Below are 20062 nucleotides of genomic sequence, written 5' to 3'. Positions count from 1 at the left end.
TTTCCCGTTGCTAGAATAGAGTAGTACTAGATGCTTTCAAAACGATTCAAATTATCATTCGTAATACACCAGTTTTATCTTTACAATCTCACATCATTTACACTATTAGATAGATTTAAGGTGAGTATTCCATGCTTTTGAGTATAGTTTACATTATTGGTATTACAGCAGAGGCAATGACGGGGGCACTAAGCGCGGGACGACAAAATATGGATTGGTTTGGGGTTATGCTTATCGCGAGTGTAACAGCGATAGGCGGTGGTAGTGTAAGAGATATCCTACTTGGTAACTACCCTTTAACTTGGGTAGAACATCCTAAATATTTATTAATCGTTTGTGTGGCTGGTCTTATAACGACTTGGTTGGCTAAATGGGTTGTTAAATTTAATGGCGTTTTCATACGTTTGGATGCTTTAGGACTAGCGGCCTTTAGTATCATTGGTTGTCAAGTAGGGCTTAACATGGGACTCCATTACGGTGTTTGTATAGTTGCGGCCATTGCAACAGGTGTATTTGGTGGATTGCTGCGTGATTTAATATGTCGCCAAACCCCATTGGTTTTACATCATGAGTTATACGCTTCAGTTTCTTTAATCATTGCTTGTTTATATTTAATACTTCAGTATTTTACTGTTAGTAGTAATATCAGTGTCATTATTAGTTTAATTGCTGGTTACTTAATCCGTATGGTAGCGGTTAGAGCAAAGTGGCGATTACCCATATTTCATTTGTTAGAAACTTCCAAATAAAATAGTAACCCTATCGTTATAAGAATGTCTACGAGCGGGCTGTGTTATTTTAGAGAGTCGTTATTATCTGTGAACATCTCATTTTTAACACAGCTATTTAGGGCGTGTCCTCAATTCAAACGAGTGTCCTCTAAATGGGCTAAAAACAACTAGATTTTGCCAAACATCGTCAAATAGTTGGTCAATATCTCGATATTATCTGCACTATTTTCCTTGTTTGACGGCAATTTATCTCATTTTTATCGTCATGTTCAAAATGAGGACACGCCCGAATACTACTATACAGTGAGCGTAATTTTACCCACTGCTTTACCTGATTCAAGATGGTCATGCGCGCGCGCTACCTCCCAAATAGAGTAGTTACTATCATCTATGATAGGCGTGATTTTGCCAGTATCAACCAGCTCCGCAATTATTGTCAGGATACGACCGTGCGATTCATGGTTGACGCCATGAAATAATGGAATGAGCACCAAAACACCATGAAAGGATAAGGCTTTGAGAGCAATTTGCAATGGATCAGCAATGGGTAAAATAGTGGCGACATGGCCATTGAATCTAACGGCTTGAAAAGATTTTTGAATATTATCACCAGCCACCGTATCGAAAATTTTGTCAAAACCCACGCCGTCAGTATACGTCGCCACATAGTCATCAACCTCCGCTGTTGTATAATCCACTAGATGATCCGCGCCTAGTGTTTGAGCTAGTGCACTATTAGCAGGAGAGTAGGTAGCGGTGACTGTCGCGCCAAGTACTTTTGCTAGCTGAACGGCAATATGACCAACGCCCCCTGTTGCACCATGAATCAGGACATTATCGCCTTCTTTGACATTCATTTTTTGTACGAGTGCCTCATAAGAAGTGAGTGCGACCAACGGCAGGGCTGCGGCTTGCTTCATGCTGAGTGTTTTAGGCTTTTTAGCCATCAAACGCACATCAACTAACATGAATTCAGCAAGTGCACCATCAATACCGTTAAGGCCACCAGCCATACCATAAACTTCGTCACCAACACTAAATTCAGTGACGTCGGCACCTATCTCGCTCACAATGCCAGCTACATCACCGTGTAGTATCTCTGGCAAATTCTCCGACCAAGGCAGCTCGACTGAGCGCAGCATGGTATCAATAGGGTTCACACTAGTGGCTTTCACTTCCACAACCATATGACCTAGTGTTGCAATTGGTTTTAGTTTTTCTGCCAATTGAAAAACTGCAGTTGTACCGATTTCTTTAATGATCATCGCTTTCATGTTATTACCCTTTACTGGTGTGGATGTCTTATTGTTTGTTTCAGGACAATCAGTTTAGACGTTGCTAATCCAGCAAACCATTACCTAGTAAACAAATTACTTTTGCTTTTTGAGCAAGCCATGGTTACAGTTAAATGGAATACCTATCAACTTAATAAAGGAGTGGCGATGAGCTCAATAAATCGATTGGCATATTTCAATAGTGTTGTCGAAACCGGTAGCATTTCAGAAGCCAGCCGCCTCTTTGATGTACAGCCGTCTTCCATTTCACGGCAGTTAGCAGTGCTTGAAAAAGAGTTGGGGGTACGTCTACTCAATAAAACGACCAGAAACACCAGTTTGACTGAAGCGGGGCACAAATATTATGAATACTCTCAGCGAATTGTGTCAGAGTTTGATAATGCCAAAAGAGCCGTTAATGACTTACAAATAACGCCACAGGGTAAGCTTAAAATCAGCATGACAGTCGGTTTTGGTGAAAGCATGGTATTGCCGTTAATACCGAAATTTATGTCGTTATATCCAGATATTGATATAAAAATTGAGTTAACAGAGCGGGTTGTAGATCTCATAGAAGAAAATATTGACGTGGCTATTCGAAGTGGACGCTTATCTGATTCGACCATGGTTGCCCGACGCTTGGTATTTAATGATTTTCTACTGTGTGCAAGCCCCCAATATTTAAAAAATAATGGCACGCCTTGTAGCATTGACGATCTAGCTAATCACCAATGTATCCGATATGGTTATAACGGTTGGAAAGAGTGGTTTTTGATTGCAGAGGATAGTGAAAAGTTGATGATTAATAGTCAGGTTTCAGTGAACTCCGTGAATGGTCAGAAGCAGCTGGTATTGAATCATACAGGTCTGACGCTAATCCCATTGTGGGCTGTTAAAAGTGAATTGGCGAACGGGTCATTGGTTCAAGTCATGCCAGATCATATTTTTAGTCCCTATGAAGAACTTAGTGCTACTTACGCTATTTATTTAAAGCGAGATATGGTCTCACCAAAAACGCGCGTTTTTTTAGATTTTCTGGTAGAGCACATGATAGCGATTTGAGTTTGGGTCTACAGCTTGATCGCACAGATTTTTATAGTCAACGACTGCTAGATGTACTTTCATGAAGGTTGATGTTCTTAAAGACCGAGTATGAATAGTTTATGAAAAAATAGGAGACCGTCCAATCCGCATATTATTTCATATACGATACATGCCTAGGCGCTCATGACTTGATGAATGCTTCTAAATTTAAAATGACTTATTATTCTTAAATATCAGCCTATGGAGCTTTCATGACATCTAAATTATTTATCAGTGGCTCAATTATGCTGGCCCTCGCTGGAATATCTGGGCTGATGGAAAGCTTATTTTATGGTGGCATTGCTTCTGATGGCGTGCTTCAAGACAGCTTGTTTTTACCTCTGACTTTTATTTTTTTAGCCTTAGCACTAATCCTTTATTGCTTGTCACTAATCATGCAGGTAAAAACAAGCGTGACAGGTACTCACATGAACTAAATGCTTATTCCACAACCGCATTATCAATCAGCAGCATCTCTTCGCCTACTTTAAACGTTAGGTCATGAACACTGGATCTGACGTTTTTATTTTGGTCAGTCTCTGTTGGGGGCTGACGTTTGGTGACAAAAATGGATATGATGAATATCAAATCAAAAGTAACTCTCTTTAACCTTAAAATATTAACGTTATGTATACTGTGAAGTACATCACTACTATCTCAATAATCCAAACTATTGGTGTCATTGGCACACAGCCGAAGATTCAAGTCCTCACTAGGGAACCGAACCAGTAGGAGCGCCTGACTGGTTCGTCATACGTATCCCTTAAACATCGCCAAATACTTGACGCCATTCATAGCAACGAGCCTCATCTCTTGCATCATAAATACTCATAGCAGATTCTAGATCTAAATCGAAGGCATCCTCATTATCTTCTGCTAATGCTGTTAGTCGCATGGAGTACCAAGCAGTGACGCCGCCTGGAGGGTTGGTATCGAATCTTGGAAACTTTGAGTCACCACCTTCAATATTTAACCAGTCATTGGCTAGATTTGGATTTAATGCCATACCACGACCTATACTGACCATATCGACCGCGCCACTCGCAATAGCATCAACAGCTTGCTGACGCGTTTTAAAACCGCCTGTCGCCATAATAGGAATAGTGGTTATCTGCTTTGCACGTTGTGCAAAACTAATGAAGTAAGGCCCACTACCAGAGCTGCTGTCTGAGCTTGCAGGAGCACCTGGAAAATAAGTGCCACCGCTGATATCAATCAGATCGATAGAAGTCTGATCAATGATACCAATCATTCCCATAGCATCCTCTTCTGTTAGGCCGCCTTCTAATTGATCGGTTGAGTTTATCTTAATACCAATGGGGAATGCATCGCCCACCGCCTCTCTAACGGCTTCTATTACCTCATATACGACACGGAATCTTCCTTCTATAGATCCACCGTATCCATCGGTGCGTCGATTGAACAATGGAGATAAAAACTGACTTAGAAGAAACCCATGTCCTGCATGTATTTGAACACCACCAAAACCTGCATCTTTAGCAATCATGGCTGCGTTTGCATACATAGCTGGTAACGCCTCGATATCTTCTATGCTCATCCCCTTGCATTTTAACTCTGCAAGATCTAAGGCAGAAGGGCCTTTAGGTTGACTGATAGGCAAATATGAAAGCGCTCCTGCGTGTCCAAGCTGCGGCCAAAGATGAGCACCATTGATAGATCCGCGGCGTGCCAAATCCTGTAATGCCTCGATATCTGAATTTGGGTTTAGTACTAAATTGCCAGGCTTCTCAGGATAATGAGGAGTACCTTGTACTTCGCCAATCAATGACAATGCTACGCCGCCTTGCGCCCAACGCTCATAAAGACGTGATTGAGCATCCGTTGCATCACCTTGCCCATCACCGAGAGAATCTGACATTGCAGCCTTTACCATTCGGTTTTTTAGCACCACCCCGCAAGGCAGTTGAAGTGACTGACCTAATGTATCTACTAGGTTGGATGAGTTAATTTTGGTCGTTGGTTGTTTCATTAATACGCTCCATCGTTATATTGAAATATCTCGATATTCTATGTTAATGCTACGCTGTCTTAAGATAGAACACCTCTGATTTTAGTAAGGCTGCTTACTAGATTTCTAGTAGCTCTTTCTCAACTTCATTAAGAAAAATTCTTATATTGGCCTCATGACGTTGATAAAATGTCCATTGTCCATGACGTTCAGCAATGACCAATCCTGCTTTTTTTAATACACCCATGTAATTTGAAATGGTTGATTGTGACAATCCTGCTTTTTCTTGGATATATGCCACACACACACCGCCTAAATCAGCGTGCTCTGGTAATGAGGCTGGAAAATTCGATCTGTCTTTTAGCCATGCAAGGATTTGACGGCGCATGGGATTATTAAGGGCGGATATTACATTTTCTATATTCATAAACCATGATATCTCGATATATAATTAGAAGTCAATGTAGAACAGTTATTAAAGTATTGGAAAGTTCAAAATATACGATTGCTCTTATAACGAATTTTATGACAAATAACTTGGATAAAAGAAGTAAATCACCTTCCGATATAGTCAGGGCAATTCAACCTAAGCTGCCCCCGTTTGAACAGGCTGTATTTAAGGTTGTGTACTTAGCAGCCTAGCAAGCGTCGATCCGTGACTGAACGTCTGTTTTAGAGCGCTTTATGTTTGATTCCTATATCAGTAAGCCTTTAATCTAAATGGCAGTTACACAGAATCTAGGATAGACCCTTCAAATTAAAAAAGCCATAAAAGTCATTGCTCTTATGGCTTTACTATTTTTTATATATTGAAGCTTTAAGCTAAATAAGCTCTTTTAAGTCAGTCAGCTTGTCTAAAATCGTATCAGGTGAATATTTCACTAGCTGCTGCTCATTTTGCGCACCAGATAACACACCTAAAACCAGCCCACACCCTGCATTTTGGCCTTCCTCAATATCGATACCACTATCCCCTGCTTTTAACACCTGCTGTGAGTTATCAATATTAAACTGCTTCATCGCAAGAGTAATCATATCAGGGCCTGGACGGCCATTGTCTACATCATCGGCTGTTATTAATGCATCTACTTGTTCTCCCACAGACCACCCTAAGATAGTCAAAATTTTATTAGCAGTCTTAGCATCATATCCTGTATTTAACACCACATGACGACCGCTCGCCTTCAATTGCTCGAACAACTCTGACATGCTTTCAAACTCAGACAAGGTGTCCTTGCTATAAGCAGTTTCAAGATTAACTTTAAAGGCTGCAAATGCCGTATCCGTTAACGATTCAATATCAGCATCAGATAAATCTAACCTGTTTAAAATATCGTGGATGGCGTTGCGTTTTTCCTTCCCTGCACCATATTCTAAACATAACTCAAGACTCACTTGCTTATCTGACTTGCCAGCACGCATCAATACTTCATTGATAGCATTACGTACGGTTTTATAGACCAGGTTACCTTCATCTACTGTTGTGCCAGCCATATCAAATACACAAAGCTTAATGTCAAAAAATTTATTTTTAATACTATTTAAACTATCACGATGCGAGCTGCTGCTTGTTATATTATTATTTGCTATATTCATTACTTTGATCCCAATACCAATTCAATTAACTCTTCGCCAAATGCGAAACCTGTTGATGCCCCTGTACCACTGGTGACTGCACCGACCACTACGCCTTTTTCAGGTGATGCCTTAAATACCACGTCATCTCCACTTGGATATACACCCAACCAGTGCTGAGTAATATCTATCTCGCCAATATCCATCACCTGCTTAAATTCATTGATGATTAGATCATCAATTCGAGTGTCTCTAAACGGTAGTTCTCTATCACTATAATCATGACTATCGCCAATGATTAGTGAGCCATCTTCAGACTGAACCACAATTAGGTGGACACCTGCTTGACGTTCTACACTTTGAATATCGTCAAGTAAGGTTTTTAGTACCATAGCTTCAGGTAACTGAGCAAATCCATCATAACGGGCAAAGCTTAAATCTGACATGACAGCAGCATTTAATCTAAATGCTTTTTTGGGCATGACTCGCATCATATTTAGCGTGCACATTTTAGCTTTGGTTTTAGCGAACACGTCTGGATATAAGCCAGTAAAATCTGCTCCGGGGCAGACCACACAGTGCTCAGCGTTAAGTACACCACGACTGGTATGCACTTTTGGTAATTCCACTGAAGTCACCGTAGTATGGTTGTAAAAATCCACACTCTGCGTCTCTTGTAGCCAATGAGCCAGCTTAGCAATTGCAGTATTGGACTCTATTCTAAGCTCATGCGGGCTATATAACACCCCTTCACCCTTGTTCAGATAAGGCGCGGCTTCATTAATTTCAGACTGTGTTAGTAGTCGGCACCCCTCACCCATTTCCGTCTTTAAAAAAGCTTGTGCCGCTTCTACCGCTTCAGGTCGCTGCATTAACATATGCAGACCGATATGCTCTATCTGAATACCTGCTTTTGGCGCAATCTCGGCCCAAACATTACGCGAGTGCATGGCGCGTTGCCAATGCTCACCTCGACGCTGACCACTAACGGTCACAAATCCAAAATTACGGACAGAAGCATCTTTGTTCTGAGATTGGCGTTCTACAACTGCAACACTCAGCCCCTTTTTAACGGCGGCGTAGGCGCTTGCCAGCCCAACGATGCCCCCACCTACGACGACGACATCGTATGTTTTATCAGAAAGTATTTTGCTCATTGTCATATCTGCTCTTCCCATACATCTTTATTAATTAGCCCTCTACTTGCTTAACCTATGAACTAATATAGCTAAGCATGAGTGGGCATTATTTTGATTCAACTAAAATTACTCACCGTGGAAAAAAGCACGGTGCTTATCTAACAGCTCGGCAGTTAATGGCTCTGGATAGGTCTTAGAATTATCAATCTGATTCTCAGCAGCTACTGTCTCACCGTCATACACAATATTTGGATAAATCTCTAATAAACCCGGGCGAGCTTTAGTGACAATTAACTCAGCCATTTTCATTGCTTTAGGATTGATTTTCTCTCCTTTATCAATAACAGCAACCGATTCAGTCAATGTGTAATTACCTTCACTAGGATCCACAAAATCAATTGGTAAACCTTTTGCTTTATTAGCGACTGCCTGATGACGTAGACCGAAACCGATAGGCACCTCACCTGCCATTACCTTTTTAAGAGGACCAGAGCCAGATAGCTCTAAATTAGGTCCTGCGTTTTCACGAATAGCATTCATGATTTGTTGACCTTCAGCATCGGTGCCATATTCAGCAGCAATGTCTTGTACAAACAACCAACCAGTTGATGAACCATTTGGATCAACCATAGAAATTTGATTTTTATAAATAGGATTCGCTAAGTCTTTGGCACTGGTAGGTACTGGAAGATTATTGGCTTCCATCTCTTTGGTATTGAGTAAGATAGCACCCGTAAAGCTGAGAATCGGTGCATAGTAATTAGGCGTCGCAATCTGTGGGTTTGCTGTAAATGCTAACGCTTTAAACATTGGGTTCTTTGCTTGAGCACTTTCGATATAAAACGAGCTCATTGTCACCATATCAGCTTCAATATTTTTTCCTTCTGCTAATAGTCGTCCCCCAAGCTCACCTGTTCCGAATGATTGAAATATGTATTGACCTTCAAAGCCTGCCTCATCAAGCACCTCTTGGATAACCTCGACTGCCTCTTCATCAGCATTACTATAAATAATCACCTCCTCGCCAGCTGTATCGTCCGAGCTTTGCGACCCACAACCTGCTACTAAAACTCCACAAGTTAATCCCATTACTATCGTTTTGAATAAGTTCATTGTTGTTCCTAATTATTTGATTGGTTAACGGTTCAATTGGTTTTCGTAACATCAATGCCTAAACTGTGTTGAAACATCTAAGCGACCGTCGTCACTGTGGTTTTTTTCACTTTTATTTTTGTTGTGCCGTTGATGCTTCTGGTATAAAGGTATCGAACTACTGCGAAAAATATTAATGCCGTGATATTTGTGAGTAGCACCATCAGCGACAAGATAAAGATCTCATCAAAGCGGGCGAAGTGCTGTAGTTCAACAATCTTTGTAGTTAGCACCATCGTCTTTGCACCTGAAATAAATATCACTGCACTGATGCTAACCATCGCACTGATAAAAAAGTACGAGGCCACTTCGATCAGTGTAAATATTGAGTTGGGTACAACAATTCGGCGTAAAGACTGCAGCCATGAGTCTCCAAGCAAAGAAGCTGTGGTCTCCCAGCCTAAGTTCATTTTTGATAGTGCGTTTTTGCTCATGAGATAAGGTGTCGAGAAGTAATGAATGATATTGCTAATCACAATAATGAAGATGGTGTTCGATATCGATGACCCTGAAAAAACCATCAGGTAAGCAATACCAATAACCATACCTGGCACTGTATTGGTTACTAATGCTGAGCTTTCGATCGTCAACTTACCTATCTTGAATAGCCCTGAACGCTCGTATATCAACGCGGCAACATAGGTAATAATAGTGCCAAAAACAGCCGTTAAGGTCGCGACAATAAGTGAATTTTTATACACTCGCATTAGGTTCGAGGACTCGATCACCTTAGTAAATGCGTCTGTACTAAACGCCATCTCGTAAGGCCATGTCTTAATCCATGGAATGATGAAGATCACAGCAAATACAAATAGCAGTGAAGTTAAAATGCCGCTGGACAACACACCCAGAATCCTGTCTTTGACTTTAGAGGTAGGCAAGTCAAAATGCTCTACTGAGTCATACCTGACATTAAATCGAGCCACATACCAAAGCAGTAGAATGCTCAAAACAGAGGGGATTAGCATAAACAAAGCAACCACAGAGCCCTTTTCAAACGAGGGAGATGCACCCAGTATTTGGGTATAAAGCTCAGTGGCGATAACCTTGTACTGACCACCAATAGAGGCTGGAATACCAAAGTCAGTAAAGGCCAAAAAGAAGCATTGAATGATAGCGGCTGCAAACGTACCAATTAAGGGACGAATGACCGTCATATCTATCTGGCGTAAACGTGAATCGCCCATCAGTTCTGATACGATCACAAACTTCTTATCCAAATATTGAAAGGTATTGTTAAGCAGTAAAAAGGCTATTGGCAAGGTATAGATGGTGTAGCCAAGCCACATACCATAGAAACCATATATGTCTTCAAACAACTGAAATCCAATTATCTTAGTGAGTAGACCTTGCTTACCAAAGGTGTAAATAATGGCAAATCCATAAGTCACTGTTGGCAATAGCATAGGGAACAGTGATGCAAGCTTAATGGTTTGTTTAAAACCCTTTGGCAAGTTAGTCCAGTGCACCGTATAGGCAAGGATAAATGCCAAAAAGGTGGCACTCATCGCACTAACAATGGCGACAAAAAAACTATTTAACATCACTTGTCTGAAGTCATTACTGCTGATGATATCGACGTAATGTCTTAGACCTAATCCATCAGCCACATTAAATGACAGCACCAACATTTTACCCAAAGGCACAAACATAAAGACGAGAAATAGCGCACCAATGAAAAGCCACGAAGCTTTCATTAGCGGTGAGTTATTAAGTTTCATAATGACCTACGCGCGAAATAAGTAAGTTTTGAGAGACCAGCGTTGGCCTAGTGCGATTAACCTTTGGAGGTGTCTTTAATTGATTTAGTAGCTGTGCGCTGGATTATGGAATTGATATCTTCAGTGACTGAGCTACTGTTTAGTGCAGGTCTCATTTGAGTGTATTTTTCTAATGGATCAGCTGGCGCATTGTCCGCTTCAAATAGGCTTAAGATATTACGACGTTTGATATTTAGCTGATTTAAGATAAAGCTCTTAACAAAATCATTGGCAGGGTTTTTGATGATTTCTGATGGTTTAGCATATTGAGCTACTTTGCCGTCTGATAACAACAAAATACGATCAGAGAGTGTCATCGCTTCTTCAGGATCATGTGTCACAATCAAAGTGGTTAGCTCATAACGCTCTGCAATCTCACGAATACGTGCCTTAATGGTCTCTTTGATAACCCCGTCTAAGGCAGATAAAGGCTCATCTAATAATAAAATCTTAGGCTTCATCACTAAAGTACGTGCTAATGCAACACGCTGCTTCTGCCCACCAGAGAGCTGGCTGATTCGCTTATTCAAATGCGGCTTAATCTCCAAAAGGTCAACTAGCTCATCAACCTCCGCTTGTGTGCTGACGTTAGGTCTATTGCGCAGCCCATATTCAATATTCTGCTTTACATTCAAGTTAGGAAACAATGCATAGTCTTGGAATACAATATTGAAACCTCTGTGCTTCATAGGCACACGTGTGATGTCTTCCTTATCATAGGCAAGTCGACCAGAACTAATATCGGTTAGACCTAAAATAATATGCAGCAACGTGGTTTTCCCACAGCCAGATGGGCCCAATATTGAAACAATCTCACCCTTATTCACTTTTAGGGAGATATCCTCAAAAATAACTTTGCCATCATACTTCTTAGTCACATTTCTTAGTTCTAACATAATTCAAGCCCAAACTTATATTTTGGTATTGGCAGTGAGTGATAGCTCAAGCAAATACACTTAGGTAAATTTCTCAATGCTTTAATCGTTTACATGTGACTAATATAAAAGATGGATATGACAGTTTGGCGTCAAATATAAGGTTAGCTTATACATTTAATCATTCAGTCTTATTTATCGTGTATAACTTCTCGTACTACCCAGAGATAGACCTAACAATCTCTGAAACCGATACGAAAAACGGCGGTCATATGATGAAAAAACCTTATACCTATAATCAGCTAAACATCTTGAATTCTGTGCTTGAAGAAGGTAATTACACGCAGGCAGCTAAGCATTTGGGCGTGTCTCAATCCGCCATTAGCCAAGCACTATCTACGCTTGAGAACAATCTTGGATTTAAACTATTTGTGCAGCGTGGCCGCGACCTTGTGCCAACAGATTACTGCTTAGAGCTTGGATCGCTAACGAGTAAAATACGAGCAGTTGAAGATGATCTAGAGTGTCTGATTCAAAGAAGTAAAGTTTTTGAAGCGGCTATATTAAAGGTGGGTTTATGCAACCCTCTACCGGGTACTGAGATTATCAGGCAGTTTAGTAGGCGCTATCCTAAGCTACAGACTGAAATCTATTTTGGTAATTTTCATGAAACGTTTAGTAGAGTAGTTAATGGTCAGGTTGATGTTGGCATTCTTGCAAATGTTCCAAGAAGTGATAAGTTACAGCTTAAAAAATGTGCTACCCAAAGGCTCGTTGCTTTATGCTCACCTAAACATCCTTTTGCATCAAGAGAGTCTATAAGTTTAACTGAATTAGCGACGGAAACCGTTATATTCCGCACGCACGGCTCCACCACTCAAAAACTTATAAATGAGGCACTAGCAAAGATTAATTTGGAGATAACCCCTACGTATATCGTAAATACCCAAGAAAGTGTTTACGATGCGGTTTACCAAAACTTAGGGGTAGGATTTGCATGGAGCGAAAGCGCGATCAGAAAAGGTGGTTTTGTGAAGGTGCCTATTGCGGAGTTGCCTTCAGACTATGATGAGGTGATTTTTTCACTCAAAAATGTAAATAACTTAGTGGTGACTGCTTTGATGAACTCTTTAGATGCTTCTGGTTAAACCGTGTCAAAAGAGTATCCTAGTGTTTTCAATATATACGTATCTTGCGAATTAGGTTTTTTTCTTCGTATTCATTTACTTTAATGTACCTTTGTGTATACGATTCGATGAAGTTGAACGGTACTATTAATGAAATAACTAACGACACGATCTTATTTAATAATGATGGTGAAGAATTCACTTGGCCGTTACTGACTGAACATTGTCATCTTCTTGAGTGAAGAAGCTAAGCAATACTGAGCATTCACAGTACTAGACCTCTGCTGCTATACGTTCTCTCTAGCCTATACTCCTCCAGCCCCTCTACTAGACGCTTCACTATTTTCAACCAATATAGCCGCTGCTGTTTTTTTGAGTATCGCCCACTGTTCGTCATCGACATAGATGCCTTCTTTCCATGCGCGCTGATGGGTTTCAAACAGCTCGTCGGTCGATATTTTACGATCGAAATGCTGGATATCATGTTCGATATCGAAGTTTTGAGTCGCAATCTCAATAACCATATCATTGGTATTGTAATTTGACTGTGCCTTGTCAAAAAAGTAAAGATCAGGATAGACAAACCCTTGATTCAACGTAAATAACGTATGCTTAGGCACCGAGCCATTATCCCATTTGGCCAAACAAGCATAGCCTTTGGCCGCCAGCCCTACCAGCTCGCTATAAGCCAGCCAGCGATTGTGACAATTCTGCAAGTAAATATGAAAGTGTACTGAATCACTCATTTTTTCAAGAGCGTAATCGATGATCGTCGGCAAATGACAGGCCAAGCTACTACCGTGCAAGTCTAAACGCATAGCTCCATCCTCTTGATGAACGATATCAATTGGCGTATCGTTCTCAGTTAAAATATAAGGACTGGCATTGTTAAAGTGTCTGACACCATCCAAGCCTGCCATCTGCAATTCAGCAACCATCGTAGCGATTACATCAGCCTCTCCAACTTCTCGATGCATCCCAGTAAAGGCTTTATACACCATTGCTACAATTTCATTATGCGATACGATCATGAGTCAAACCTCCCTGCTCTGTCGACAAATTGGGTAATAGAGGAAACAGCCATTCATCACTATGCACTTCTGCAAATAAAGGTGCGCCTTGGAACAAGGTGATTCGCACCCAGCGATCTGATCTCGGATCAAACTTGGTCGCACCAAACATCGACAATTTACACCGTAACAGATGCATAGGTAACGCGTCTTCGTGTAAGACATTCATCTGAATATCACCCAACTGTTTATGTCCCATCGTCCAAACGCGACGCGCAATTGAACGATACTTTGGTTGATTTAAGATAAATTCAGATATCAGTTGTTGAGCGTTGACTTGTTTAAGCGCGAAGTACAGCTTGTTTGCTTGCCTTGCGATGTCTAGTGCAAGCTCACGATCTGCGCCTACCTCTTGCCCGCGCACACCTAAGCGCGGCTCTTCTTTATCCACCGAACGATACCAAAACCAATGACTATTATCAGGCTGGCTAAAATCAATATTAATCGCCCACTGATAGTGTCGCTCCAGTACATCAATCAAATCTTGAATCACCTTGCCTTTCGGTAGCGACAAGGTTTCATCGGCATTTATTTTCTCTTGAAACGCATCAACACGCTCAGGATATAGCTCCATCAAGCAAGAAACGATGACCTCTTGGCTCTCAAGGCTTAGATGGTGATAGGCTTGCAAGAACTCTGCCCATATCGTGTAGTGATTAATGGTTGTCATCAAATTGTTTTGTAATACTGATAATTCCGCGACGACCGTTTCATTGAGTCTAATTTGCTGCTCATTGATGGTGACTATCTCGCCAAAATGCTGAATAGCTCGTTTGATTAAGCTGGCAAAATGTGCCGTTTCTTTGGGCTCAATCTGACATATCAATGTCGCTTGCAATGCTTCCTCACGGGTGGTCAGCCATTGATCAACCACGCAAGGATGATTGATCAAGTAAGGCGCCATACCCAGACCGGTGGCATTACCAATTCCCAAATAACACTTAATCTCTGGATGCAGCTTGACTGCGTTGCTGCCACCTTTTTGCTGTGCCAAATAATCAACCCAATCTAAACTAAACTCACGTAGCAAATACACTGCACACATCTGCGCTCGAAACGATTGATCAAAGTCTGCACTATGATCTAACGGTTTAAAGTCATAAATACCGAATTTACCGTTGCCATAGACGGCAGTGGTACGCAGGATGTAGCCGACTTGAGCTAATACATCTAAATCTGGTTGCCGACCAACGGCGAGTGAGCTAACGATATGATCAAAAACTCGTACACTCTTATTTGCTCGTGCCAGCACCATCACCATATTAGAATTGCGACCTGCTTCTTGTAGCGGCACATTAGCTTGCAAATTATCTAGCAACACTTCGCTTATCTCACCAAAGACCAGACCAAATGTCACATCCCACTTTTGGGCAATCACTCTATCGTTACGTTCTTCATCAGCCAACTCATTGCAGAACACTACCAGATGATATAGGTGCTCTGGGGTATTTAGGCGATAGATAACTTTGCCATAGCCTTGTTCATCCAAATCCCATAAGTGCGTACTGAGTGTCCATTTTTCTTTGTCAATTTTACGGAGTAATGTGCGCACAAAGCTAATACGGGTCTGGTGCATTGCACCTAATCTTTCTGCATTCATAATCACGTCACGAGTACGAAAACCCGTACTAAGCGAAGGTTGTTTGACGTTACTGTTTTCGTTACTTGCATAAACTATATTCATAATTTCACTACCTTACCTAATATACTGAGCCAGCAGCTTCGTTAATAGTCTCAATGATAATATCTATCGATAAATAAGAAGTCAGCGGTATAGATGAGGGCTAGTTTCTTATTTACCGTTCAGTGATTTAGTGCTTCAATTAACTTTTTCAGCCAATTTTTCCTTAGCCTGTTTCTCTTCACTGATTTTATGCCTTACCTCTACTTTATTAGGACGATACAAGTCCTGCTCTCGTGCCATTTTCTGAGCAATCTGTGGCCCATTCCATAACGAAGGCAACAATACAAAAGAGACTGGTACTGCGGTGATAACGATAAAAGACTGCAACGCTGTCACACCGCCCGAACCTAGAGAGATTAAAACAATCGCCGTCACACCCATCATGATGCCCCAAAAGGTACGAATCATGGCGTTTGGTTCGCGTTCGCCACTGATGACGACACTGATGGTATAGGTCATCGAATCGCCTGTCGTAACGATAAAGACGGTGGTCAGAATCAGAAACAATATCGAGGTAATTAAAGGAAAGGGTAATTGCTGCGTGACAGCTAATAATGCACCGGGTAAGTTAAAGCCTTCAAAGGCGCTACTGACACTTCCTGGATTGGCAATCTCAAACGCTAAGCCAGAGCCACCGACGACGGTGAACCAAAAGCAGGTGACAAACGGCGCAATGATACAGACGGTGGTAATCAATTGACGAATAGTGCGACCACGTGAGATGCGAGCGATAAATATCGCCATCATCGGGCCATAGCCTAAAAACCAACCCCAGAAGAATACCGTCCACCAGCTCAGCCAACCCTCATCACCGCGAAAAGTTGCCATTGGAACGAAGTTGTCAATCATCGTACCCACACCCTGAATGTAGCCGTTGACAATAAAATTGGTCGGTCCAAATATCAAAATAAAGACCATCAGCGCAAAAGCCAAAATGACGTTAAAGCGGCTGAGTAGCTGCATACCACGAGTCAGACCACTGATCGCAGATAACGTATAGAGTACGATGGCAAAGACAATGATGATTAGCTGAGTCGTGAACGTATCGGGAATACCGAACAATTCATTCAGCGCATAGCTGGTTTGCAAGCCCAAGAAACCAATAGGACCGATAGTACCGGCAGCCACTGCCACGATACAGCAAGCATCGATGATTGCGCCAGTTTGGCCGGTGAGTACACGCTCACCAAATACTGGATACAGTAACGTACGCGGCTTCAACGGCAAGCCTTTGTCATAATGCAGATGCATAATCACAATCGCGGTTAAACTACCTACAATAGCCCACGCCAAAAACCCCCAATGCATAAATGATTGGGATAATGCGTTAAAAGCACGCTGTTGTAGATCGGCTGATTCACCGTATAAAGGAGGTGCTGAAACGAAATGCGCAATGGGCTCGGCGGCAGCCCAAAAAACCCCGCCCCCAGCCAATAGTGTGCAGAAAAGAATGGCCATCCATTTAAAACTGTCTATCTCAGGTACGGGTAAATTGCCTAAAATCACACGTCCTGTACGACCAGCACCGACGGCCAAAGCAATGACAAAAGTAGCTAGTAGCAATATCTGCCAAAAAGGCCCAAATATTTTGACGGACCACGAGAAGCCCACTTCGACTATTTTTGCTAAGCGCGCTTCTGCAAAAATAGCCATCAAAACAAAGGCTACAATGAATCCGCCACTGTACCAAAACGCGGGGTTTTTGAGGCCTAACGTGTCGGTAGAAATAGTGGCGGCTTCGGACTCACTTACTCCTTGATTAACAGGAGTTGAGCGTCCTTGCTCACCTTGATTAAATCCCTTTAAATCGGCCATGATGTGGCTCCATATACTATGCTAACGTTGCGTTTTAGATCAGAGTGGTAGCAATGAGCGTGCGATAAAACAACCTCACTATACATACCTATCTAACTTAAAATTACCTACTTCGAACAGATATACGCTATAACACGACTGTCGTCTTATAGCGATTTCGAGTAACCGTTGATTGAAACACTGTTTTCAGACTGATTGGTTAAGCCAAAGGCTTTAAGCCTTGCTCTAAAAAATCGAACCAGTTTTGACCGATGACTTTTCCAGCATCGCTTTCGTTAAAACCGTGCTTTAGCAGACCGTTATAGATGTTTTCCATACCGTCTTTGCCAGCGAACCATGGCAAAGTATCTGGCCAACCTGAATTACTGGCATTGCCTTCGCCATAGTCCATCGCTTTTGACCAACGTCCATTACGCATCCACTCAAGTACAGCTTGTGGTTGATTAAGACACAAGTCACTACCAATGGATAAATGCTCAACGCCATATTTGTCAGCACAGTTAGCAATCATCGTACAGAAGTCATCAAGCGTACATGCACTACCATTTGGCAAATGAAACGGGTATAAGCTAAAACCTAACAACCCGCCTGCTTGGGTCAAGGCACTGATGACCGTATCCGATTTATTGCGTAGCGCGTCATGAGCCGTGGTTGGATTGGCATGACTGATACATATCGGACGCGATGAGATTTCTATCGCTTCAAGCGTGGAGCGCTCTGCGCTATGAGACATATCGATGATCATACCGACACGGTTCATCTCTTTGATCGCCTGCTGACCAAAACGTGTGATGCCGCTGTCATTCTGCTCATAACAACCAGTGGCTAGTAAGCTCTGGTTGTTGTAAGTCAGCTGCATAATCAATAAACCTAAACGACGCATCACGCTAATCAAACCAATTTCATCATCGATTGGTGAGCAGTTTTGTGCGCCAAAGAAAATGCCCACTTTGCCCTGCTCTTTTGCCGTTTTTATATCAGCTACTGAGTACACTGGCAAGATAAGATCGTTATTTTGCTCAAAGCGTGTGTGCCACTCGCTAAAGCGGGTCATGGTCTGACGGGCATCTTCGTGATAGACCAAGGTGGCATGTACCGCATTGATACCACTGGCTTGTAGCATCTTAAAGTAGTCACGATCCCAATGGCTATACTGTAATCCGTCAATGACGATATGATCTTGGTACATATCAATTCCCTTTAATACTTTTATCAGTGGCCGCTATCATTGGCTATTAAGTGCTTTTTCACACCGTGTCACTTCGATAGCGGCGAGTATGCTTGTTAAGACATGCCTAGTACGCTTTTTGATAAGCGGTCTTGACGATGGTATAGAATTCTTTAGCGTATTGACCTTGCTCACGCGGGCCAAAGCTTGACTGTTTACGACCACCAAACGGCACGTGGTAGTCAGTTCCCGCAGTCGCTAGATTGACCATCACGCAACCTGCTTGCACTTGCTCTTTGTACATCGCACTGCTACGCAAGCTCTGGGTAATGATGCCGCCCGTCAGACCAAAACGCGTGTCATTGGTCATCGCAATCGCTTCGTCCAAATCCTTGACACGCATGACGCAAGCGAGCGGGGCAAATACTTCTTCTTGGTTGATATCCCAGCTGTTGTCCGTCTCGGTAAATAACGTCGGCGACATATAGTAGCCGTCATGCGGCATCTCTAAACGCTCACCACCAAAGGCTAAATTGGCACCGGATTGCTTGGCTTTTTCGATCCAGTCCATGTTTGATGCCAGCTGCTTGTCATCGACGACAGGCCCCATAAAGATACCTTCATCAAGCGCATGACCGACCTTTAAAGTCTTCATTTTTGCGACCACACCTTCGACGAAGGCATCATGAATACTGTCCATTACGATGAGGCGTGAAGAAGCCGTACATTTCTGCCCTGAACCACCAAACGCACCAGCCACTGCCGCATCGATAGCAACTTGCAAATCAGCATCATCAGCGATGACCAAGGCGTTTTTACTACCCATCTCAAGCTGGCAGCGAATAAAGTTCGGTGCCGTCGCAGCAGCAACTTTGCGACCTGTTGGTACAGATCCGGTAAAGCTAACGGCATCGATATCTGTAGAATTGATGAGTGCATCGCCGACTGACGAGCCGCCACCCAGTAGCAGGTTAAATATCCCTTCTGGCATGCCTTGACGGTGAATGATTTCAGCCAATGCTACTGCGCTGGCTGGCGTTAAATTCGCAGGCTTCCAAATGACAGTGTTACCAAACGCTAGCGCTGGCGCGATCTTCCATACAGCGGTGGCCGTTGGAAAGTTCCAAGGTGAGATAATAGCGACCACACCGACTGCTTCGCGGGTGACTTCAACCTTGACACCAGGGCGTACTGAGGCGGCGTTATCACCGATTTGGCGCAATACTTCAGCGGCATAGTAATGAAAGAACTGACCTGCGCGGTAAATCTCGCCGCGACCCTCTAGGAAAGGTTTACCTTCTTCAAGAGACAACAGCGTACCTAGCTCATCACAGCGATCAATCATTTCATCGCCAATTGCTTGTAGGATAGACTGCTTTTTTTCTAAAGGAGTCGCTTCCCATTTTGGCTGAGCGTGACGGGCCGCCGCGATGGCATCCTTGACTTGATCGCCACTGGCTTGGGCGAACTCACCGATAGTGTCGGTGATATCAGATGGGTTAATATTGGCTACGGTATTTACGCCTGACTGCCATTCACCGTTAATATAAAGTGATTTGGTTGGGTCTTGCTGCAATATCTGTTGGGCAGTGTGTGCTGACATAAGAGCTTCCTTGATAAAGTATTAACTATTTGATTTA

The 20062-nt window shown here is 42.4% G+C and carries 17 protein-coding genes; 4 read left to right on the top strand and 13 right to left on the bottom strand.

Annotated features, from left to right (window positions below):
- Window positions 1–131 precede the first annotated feature (131 nt).
- Entirely contained in the window at window positions 132–749 is a 618-nt protein-coding gene (locus tag CXF60_RS09225; RefSeq protein ID WP_102091696.1) for a trimeric intracellular cation channel family protein, read from the top strand.
- A 278-nt stretch (window positions 750–1027) separates the two neighbouring features.
- On the opposite strand, the gene CXF60_RS09220 is transcribed toward CXF60_RS09225, so the two are convergent.
- Complete coding sequence (locus CXF60_RS09220) at window positions 1028–2005, bottom strand: zinc-dependent alcohol dehydrogenase family protein (protein ID WP_102091695.1); 978 nt, start codon at window positions 2003–2005, stop codon at window positions 1028–1030.
- 168 nt (window positions 2006–2173) lie between these two features.
- Between CXF60_RS09220 and CXF60_RS09215 the strand changes: the two genes are divergently transcribed.
- Window positions 2174–3067 (top strand): LysR family transcriptional regulator, encoded by an 894-nt coding sequence (locus CXF60_RS09215; protein ID WP_102091694.1) that lies wholly within the window; start codon window positions 2174–2176, stop codon window positions 3065–3067.
- Between the two features lie 233 nt (window positions 3068–3300).
- On the top strand, window positions 3301–3525 hold the full coding sequence (locus tag CXF60_RS09210; protein WP_102091693.1) for a hypothetical protein: 225 nt from the start codon (window positions 3301–3303) through the stop codon (window positions 3523–3525).
- Window positions 3526–3851: 326 nt separating this feature from the next.
- On the opposite strand, the gene CXF60_RS09205 is transcribed toward CXF60_RS09210, so the two are convergent.
- The 7 genes from CXF60_RS09205 to CXF60_RS09175 form a co-directional block, all read right to left on the bottom strand.
- The gene (locus CXF60_RS09205; RefSeq protein ID WP_102091692.1) at window positions 3852–5078 is read right to left on the bottom strand and encodes an NADH:flavin oxidoreductase/NADH oxidase family protein; all 1227 of its coding nucleotides are present in this window, start codon (window positions 5076–5078) and stop codon (window positions 3852–3854) included.
- Between the two features lie 97 nt (window positions 5079–5175).
- Complete coding sequence (locus CXF60_RS09200; RefSeq protein WP_102091691.1) at window positions 5176–5484, bottom strand: ArsR/SmtB family transcription factor; 309 nt, start codon at window positions 5482–5484, stop codon at window positions 5176–5178.
- Window positions 5485–5879: 395 nt separating this feature from the next.
- Window positions 5880–6653 carry an HAD family hydrolase gene (locus CXF60_RS09195; RefSeq protein WP_102091690.1) on the bottom strand — a complete coding sequence of 258 codons (774 nt, stop codon included), beginning with the start codon at window positions 6651–6653 and terminating at the stop codon, window positions 5880–5882.
- Window positions 6653–7789, bottom strand: coding sequence for a TIGR03364 family FAD-dependent oxidoreductase (locus CXF60_RS09190; protein ID WP_228707093.1), 1137 nt, complete (start codon window positions 7787–7789; stop codon window positions 6653–6655). The genes CXF60_RS09195 and CXF60_RS09190 overlap by 1 nt, the downstream gene beginning before the upstream one ends.
- Window positions 7790–7897: 108 nt before the next feature.
- The gene (locus CXF60_RS09185) at window positions 7898–8884 is read right to left on the bottom strand and encodes an ABC transporter substrate-binding protein (protein ID WP_102091688.1); all 987 of its coding nucleotides are present in this window, start codon (window positions 8882–8884) and stop codon (window positions 7898–7900) included.
- Window positions 8885–8961: 77 nt separating this feature from the next.
- A complete protein-coding gene (locus CXF60_RS09180) occupies window positions 8962–10644 on the bottom strand; it encodes an ABC transporter permease family protein (protein ID WP_102091687.1) in 1683 nt (560 codons plus the stop codon).
- 56 nt (window positions 10645–10700) lie between these two features.
- Window positions 10701–11579 carry an ABC transporter ATP-binding protein gene (locus CXF60_RS09175; RefSeq protein WP_102091686.1) on the bottom strand — a complete coding sequence of 293 codons (879 nt, stop codon included), beginning with the start codon at window positions 11577–11579 and terminating at the stop codon, window positions 10701–10703.
- A 251-nt stretch (window positions 11580–11830) separates the two neighbouring features.
- Here CXF60_RS09175 and CXF60_RS09170 point away from each other — a divergent pair, with 251 nt between their 5' ends.
- Window positions 11831–12706 carry a LysR family transcriptional regulator gene (locus CXF60_RS09170; protein WP_102091685.1) on the top strand — a complete coding sequence of 292 codons (876 nt, stop codon included), beginning with the start codon at window positions 11831–11833 and terminating at the stop codon, window positions 12704–12706.
- Window positions 12707–12990: 284 nt separating this feature from the next.
- On the opposite strand, the gene CXF60_RS09165 is transcribed toward CXF60_RS09170, so the two are convergent.
- The 5 genes from CXF60_RS09165 to CXF60_RS09145 all read right to left on the bottom strand — a co-directional run bounded on the left by CXF60_RS09165 (window position 12991) and on the right by CXF60_RS09145 (window position 20025).
- Window positions 12991–13716 (bottom strand): DUF3726 domain-containing protein, encoded by a 726-nt coding sequence (locus tag CXF60_RS09165; RefSeq protein WP_102091684.1) that lies wholly within the window; start codon window positions 13714–13716, stop codon window positions 12991–12993.
- Window positions 13700–15439, bottom strand: a complete 1740-nt coding sequence (locus tag CXF60_RS09160) for a hypothetical protein (protein WP_228707092.1) — start codon at window positions 15437–15439, stop codon at window positions 13700–13702. The genes CXF60_RS09165 and CXF60_RS09160 overlap by 17 nt, the downstream gene beginning before the upstream one ends.
- A 135-nt stretch (window positions 15440–15574) precedes the next feature.
- The gene (locus tag CXF60_RS09155; protein ID WP_102091683.1) at window positions 15575–17254 is read right to left on the bottom strand and encodes a BCCT family transporter; all 1680 of its coding nucleotides are present in this window, start codon (window positions 17252–17254) and stop codon (window positions 15575–15577) included.
- Between the two features lie 199 nt (window positions 17255–17453).
- On the bottom strand, window positions 17454–18443 hold the full coding sequence (locus CXF60_RS09150; protein ID WP_102091682.1) for a membrane dipeptidase: 990 nt from the start codon (window positions 18441–18443) through the stop codon (window positions 17454–17456).
- Window positions 18444–18549: 106 nt separating this feature from the next.
- Window positions 18550–20025: an aldehyde dehydrogenase family protein gene (locus CXF60_RS09145; RefSeq protein ID WP_102091681.1), complete on the bottom strand. Its 1476-nt coding sequence runs from the start codon at window positions 20023–20025 to the stop codon at window positions 18550–18552.
- Window positions 20026–20062 lie beyond the last annotated feature (37 nt).

Origin of the sequence: Psychrobacter sp. 4Bb (assembly GCF_002836735.1) — a bacterium.
Lineage (GTDB): Bacteria > Pseudomonadota > Gammaproteobacteria > Pseudomonadales > Moraxellaceae > Psychrobacter.
This window is presented reverse-complemented; position numbering and strand designations above follow the sequence as displayed.

Excerpts from the sequence above, each read along its gene's own strand:
- CXF60_RS09225 (WP_102091696.1), top strand. The coding sequence starts at position 132 with ATGCTTTTGAGTATAGTTTACATTATTGGTATTACAGCAGAGGCAATG.
- CXF60_RS09220 (WP_102091695.1), bottom strand. The coding sequence starts at position 2,005 with ATGAAAGCGATGATCATTAAAGAAATCGGTACAACTGCAGTTTTTCAA.
- CXF60_RS09215 (WP_102091694.1), top strand. The coding sequence starts at position 2,174 with ATGAGCTCAATAAATCGATTGGCATATTTCAATAGTGTTGTCGAAACC.
- CXF60_RS09210 (WP_102091693.1), top strand. The coding sequence starts at position 3,301 with ATGACATCTAAATTATTTATCAGTGGCTCAATTATGCTGGCCCTCGCT.
- CXF60_RS09205 (WP_102091692.1), bottom strand. The coding sequence starts at position 5,078 with ATGAAACAACCAACGACCAAAATTAACTCATCCAACCTAGTAGATACA.
- CXF60_RS09200 (WP_102091691.1), bottom strand. The coding sequence starts at position 5,484 with ATGAATATAGAAAATGTAATATCCGCCCTTAATAATCCCATGCGCCGT.
- CXF60_RS09195 (WP_102091690.1), bottom strand. The coding sequence starts at position 6,653 with ATGAATATAGCAAATAATAATATAACAAGCAGCAGCTCGCATCGTGAT.
- CXF60_RS09190 (WP_228707093.1), bottom strand. The coding sequence starts at position 7,789 with ATGAGCAAAATACTTTCTGATAAAACATACGATGTCGTCGTCGTAGGT.
- CXF60_RS09185 (WP_102091688.1), bottom strand. The coding sequence starts at position 8,884 with ATGAACTTATTCAAAACGATAGTAATGGGATTAACTTGTGGAGTTTTA.
- CXF60_RS09180 (WP_102091687.1), bottom strand. The coding sequence starts at position 10,644 with ATGAAACTTAATAACTCACCGCTAATGAAAGCTTCGTGGCTTTTCATT.
- CXF60_RS09175 (WP_102091686.1), bottom strand. The coding sequence starts at position 11,579 with ATGTTAGAACTAAGAAATGTGACTAAGAAGTATGATGGCAAAGTTATT.
- CXF60_RS09170 (WP_102091685.1), top strand. The coding sequence starts at position 11,831 with ATGATGAAAAAACCTTATACCTATAATCAGCTAAACATCTTGAATTCT.
- CXF60_RS09165 (WP_102091684.1), bottom strand. The coding sequence starts at position 13,716 with ATGATCGTATCGCATAATGAAATTGTAGCAATGGTGTATAAAGCCTTT.
- CXF60_RS09160 (WP_228707092.1), bottom strand. The coding sequence starts at position 15,439 with ATGAATATAGTTTATGCAAGTAACGAAAACAGTAACGTCAAACAACCT.
- CXF60_RS09155 (WP_102091683.1), bottom strand. The coding sequence starts at position 17,254 with ATGGCCGATTTAAAGGGATTTAATCAAGGTGAGCAAGGACGCTCAACT.
- CXF60_RS09150 (WP_102091682.1), bottom strand. The coding sequence starts at position 18,443 with ATGTACCAAGATCATATCGTCATTGACGGATTACAGTATAGCCATTGG.
- CXF60_RS09145 (WP_102091681.1), bottom strand. The coding sequence starts at position 20,025 with ATGTCAGCACACACTGCCCAACAGATATTGCAGCAAGACCCAACCAAA.